This window comes from Bacteroidota bacterium (assembly GCA_034723125.1).
GTDB lineage: Bacteria > Bacteroidota > Bacteroidia > CAILMK01 > JAAYUY01 > JAYEOP01.
Map to the genome: position 1 here is coordinate 1 of JAYEOP010000086.1, position 4852 is coordinate 4852.

The 4852-nt window shown below is 31.7% G+C and carries 2 protein-coding genes; both read right to left on the reverse strand.

Annotated features, from left to right (window positions below; all coding sequences use genetic code 11):
* Positions 1-125: 125 nt before the first annotated feature.
* On the reverse strand, positions 126-875 hold the full coding sequence (locus U9R42_02630; GenBank protein ID MEA3494910.1) for an NAD-dependent deacylase: 750 nt from the start codon (positions 873-875) through the stop codon (positions 126-128).
* Positions 876-1088: 213 nt separating this feature from the next.
* Positions 1089-4379, reverse strand: a complete 3291-nt coding sequence (locus U9R42_02635) for a vitamin B12-dependent ribonucleotide reductase (GenBank protein MEA3494911.1) — start codon at positions 4377-4379, stop codon at positions 1089-1091.
* Between the last annotated feature and the right edge of the window lie 473 nt (positions 4380-4852).

Sequence of the window (4852 nt, forward strand, 5' to 3'; positions counted from 1 at the left end):
ATTATATTTTTCTTTTTTTAGGCAAAAATTCTTTGCATAGCCATAGCTACGGAAATAATTTTTAACGACAAAAAAGGGAAATAGAAATGATTTATATCGGGTGTTTTGATGTTAATTTGGTATTATTATGAGTTTTTTAACAAATTAATTTCTTTTAACAATTCTGTCATTACTTCCGATGCTTTTCCTTCCAAAAATATATCTGTCATTTGTGAAGTAAAATTTGTTTTGGAAATATTTACTTCAATAATTTTTGCTCCGCTTTGTTTTGCAAGCACAGGTACATGGCTAGCAGGAACGACTTCTCCTGTTGAACCAATAATAATAACTATGTCAGATTTTTTTGCAAAATCAAAAGAAGAAGAACCTGCCGGCTCAGGGATTTGTTCTCCAAAAAAAATAAAATCAGGTTTAAGAACACCATCACATTTCTTGCAAAGAGGCATTCCTTTTTCGCTAATTATTTCCGTTGAATATTTTTTACCACAATCCAAACATACAAGATTTCTTGAATTTCCATGAAACTCAAAAATATTTTTATTGCCTGCATCAAAGTGAAGGTTGTCGATATTTTGCGTAACAACAGCCTTGATAATATTCATCTTTTCTAATTCAGCAAGAGCGATATGGGCTGCATTTGGCTTTGCACTTCCAAAAAAATCATAAAATATTTCTTTGATAATTTTCCAACATTCGGCAGGATGAGTGTGAAAATAATTTAATTCCAAATATTTCGGGTCATACTTATTCCATAGTCCATTTTCCCCACGAAAGGGAGGAATGTTGCTCTCAACAGAAATACCCGCTCCTGTAAATGCGATTGCAGATTTTGAATTTACTAATAGTTTTGCTACTTCTTTGATGTCGTTATTCATAAGATTTGTAATTGGTTTTGTAGGCAAATTTAATGAAATAATATCAATTGAATATTTAATTGATATTTAAATATTCTTATAGATGAAAATTTTAAAATCACTCTGAGTTACAGATAGTGAACCCAGAGTGATTAGAAATGAATTTATTGTCATTTGTAAGTGCTTGTTCTCTGTTTTTTCTTCAAGTAACAGGACTATGATTATTGTTGTGTTCTAACTACACCCCAAACTATTCCCACAGTTAGTGCATTTGTAACAAGTGCCGTTTCTTACAGTTGTGTGTCCACAGATATCACATGGAGGTGCATCTCCCATCATGTCTTTAAAGTAATCCTGAACAGAATCTTTTTCTTCTTTTACATCTTTTTGAGCAAATAAATTATCTTCGCTTTTTGTTTTTTCTGTTACAGAAACAACTTTGTTTTTAACGGTTTTTTCTTCGTCTTTTACATCTGGAGTTTCAATTTTTTTTGGTTTAACCTGAACAAGGTCAATTCTATTAAGATATTCAAATCCGAGAAGTTTAAAAAGATAATCTATTATTGAAGTTGCAGATTTTATATTTTCATGCTGTACCATTCCTGATGGTTCAAATCGTGTAAAAGTAAATTTATCTACATATTCTTCAAGAGGTACACCATATTGTAATCCAATAGAAACGGCTATTGCAAATGAATTAAGCATTGACCTGAAGGAAGCTCCTTCTTTGTGCATGTCAATAAAAATTTCACCGAGAGTACCATCATCATATTCACCTGTTCTTACAAATATCGTTTGTCCTCCTACTTTTGCTTTTTGAGTAAAGCCTCCTCTTTTGTTTGGCAATTTTTTTCTTTCTACTATTCTTGATAGCTCTCTTTTAAATTTTGTATCGGGTGATTTTTGAATAAGATTTTGAGCAGCAGCAAGAACTTGTTCTTGAGTTAACTCATCTGTAGATATTTCGTTTTTATGTTCTTTTTCTTCATCAACAATATCTTCATCATCGGAAGTACTGGATAATGGTTGTGCCAATTTACAGCCATCTCTGTAAATAGCTATAGCTTTTAATCCTGATTTCCATCCGTGGTTATAGCATTCACGTACATCATCTTCACTTGCTTCATTTGGGAAATTTACTGTTTTGGAAATTGCACCCGAAAGAAATGCTTGGGCAGCAGCCATTACATTCAAATGTCCTAAAGGATGAATTAAACGTTTTCCATATTTGCCATTTCTGTTTGCGGTATCAAATACAGCTAAGTCTTCATCTCTAAGATGTGGGGCACCTTCAATTGTCATTTTACCACACACAATTTTATTAGCTTCTTCAACTTCTTTTGCTTTAAAACCCAAGGCAGCAAGAAGATTGAATCTTTCCTTTGAATACTCCTCTTTTTTAAATCCAAGTCTTTGTAAACATTCGTCACCAAGTGTATTATAATTAAAAACAAAACTCAAGTGTAATGAATTTTTAAGTCCTTTTTCTAGTTTTTTAATGTCATCCAAAGTAAATTTTTTGTCGCCTAAAGATTCGTAATTTATAAAAGGTGCATCTTCTAATGTATTTGTTCCTGTTGTATAAGTAATTATATCTTTTATCTCTTTTTCATTGTAGCCAAGTTTTTTAAGAGCTTTTGGTATAGATTGGTTTATGATTTTAAAATATCCACCGCCTGCAAGTTTTTTAAATTTAACAAGTGCAAAATCAGGTTCAACACCTGTGGTATCGCAATCCATTATTAATCCTATTGTTCCTGTAGGAGCAAGCAATGTGGTTTGGGCATTTCTATAACCATATTTTTCACCCATCTGTAAAGCTTCATCCCATGAATTTGTTGCTTCTTGTAAAAGATTTTCAGGGCAATATTTCGGGTCAATTCCTTTTGGGTTTATGCCAAGTCCTTCAAAACTATCTGAAGTATTATATGCTGCATATCTGTGGTTTCTGATTACTCGCAACATATTTTCTTTGTTTTCTTCGTATTTTTCGAAAACTCCAAGTTCTTTAGCCATTTCGGATGAAGTGCTGTAGGAAACAGCAGTCATAATTGCTGTTAATGAAGCTGTTAATGCAAAAGCCTCATCACTGTTGTAAGGTATTCCGTTTACCATTAATAATGAACCGAGATTTGCATATCCAAGTCCTAATGTTCTGTAATCAAATGATTTTTGAGCAACTTCTTTTGAGGGAAATTGTGCCATCAAAACTGAAATTTCTAAAACAATAGTCCAAATTTTTATTGCGTGTTTGTATCCTTCTATATCAAATTCTTGAGTTTCGTCATTGTAAAATTTTCTTAAATTCAAAGATGCAAGATTACAGGCTGTATCATCCAAAAACATATATTCGGAACAAGGATTAGAACCTTTTATTCTACCTCCTGCAGGGCATGTGTGCCATTCGTTTATTGTTGTATCGTATTGTACACCAGGGTCTGCACAAGTCCATGCTGCTTCAGAAACTTTTCCCCAAAGCTTTCTTGCATTTACCTTTTTTATAACCTCTCCTGATGTTCTTTCTTTTAATTCCCATTCTTTATTTTCTTCAACAGCTTTCAAAAATTCATTTGATACGCGAATTGAATTATTTGAATTTTGTCCGGAAACCGACCTGTAAGCTTCTCCCTCATAATCTGCAGAATATCCATCCTTTATTAAAGCAGCAACCTTTTTTTCTTCTTCTACTTTCCAATTAATAAAATCTTCAACCTCGGGATGATCAACATCAAGAATAACCATTTTTGCAGCTCTTCTTGTTGTGCCACCTGATTTGATTGCTCCTGCAGCTTTATCTCCTACTTGTAAAAAACTCATTAATCCTGATGAATTACCTCCACCTGATAATTTTTCTTCTTTTCCTCTTATATCTGAATAATTTGTTCCAACTCCTGAACCGTATTTGAAAATCCTTGCTTCACGAACCCACAAATCCATTATGCCACCATCATTTACAAGATTATCGTTTACCGATAAAATAAAACATGCATGAGGTTGTGGTCGTTCATAAGCTGATTTTGATTTTTTTAACTTTTTTGAATCAGGATCTACATAATAATGTCCTTGTGCTTTACCTTTTATTCCATACGATCTGTACAATCCTGTGTTAAACCACTGTGGTGAATTTGGTGCAGCATATTGACCTAAAATCATGAAGGCTACTTCATCATAAAAAATGTCTGCATCTTTATTAGTTTTAAAATAATTATTTTCAATTCCCCATTCTTTCCAATCATTTGCTATTCTGTGAACAACTTGCTTAATTGAATCTTCTTGTCCATTTTTGCCTTTTGTTATAGGAACTCCCGCTTTTCTAAAATATTTTTGAGATAAAATATCTGTAGCAACTTGAGACCAACCTCTTGGTACTTCAACATTATTCATTTCAAATATTAATTCACCACTCGGGGTTTTTATTACTGATGAACGAATATCATATTGATATTGATCATAAACCGATGTCTTGTCTTTTGTGAAAAATCTGTTAATTGTTAATCCTTTTTTTTGTGTATTTGTTCCTTTCATGTTTTCAGTAAATCTAACTTTTAAAAAAATTGTTAATATAAAATGCGATAAGTAAAAAATAGCATTAATGATATTATAGTTTGGAGCTATTATCTAATTTAACGGAGAACAAAAGTATTTCTCTCAATTAATAAAATAAAATATATTTTTCAACAAGAAATCGAAAGATAAAACTATATGAAATGCAATGAAATATGATTTTTCGTTAAATATAATGTGCTATAAATGTATGTGTTATAAAATTCAAAAATAAAACAAATTTTGTTAATAACTTTACAGATTCCTTTAATAATCTATCTTTTGCAAAGGTGAAAAATAATTATATATTAGAAAAATAAAATTTCAAAAAACCATACTTTCCTTATTCTGTTGAGATGGAGATTGTGAAATGGGGACTAAGGATTTGTCATGAAACAATGTAATCAAAATTCAGGACGAGACACAAGTTACTACCACACAATTCTCACTCTGTG

Excerpts from the sequence above, each read along its gene's own strand:
- U9R42_02635 (MEA3494911.1), bottom strand. The coding sequence starts at position 4,379 with ATGAAAGGAACAAATACACAAAAAAAAGGATTAACAATTAACAGATTT.
- U9R42_02630 (MEA3494910.1), bottom strand. The coding sequence starts at position 875 with ATGAATAACGACATCAAAGAAGTAGCAAAACTATTAGTAAATTCAAAA.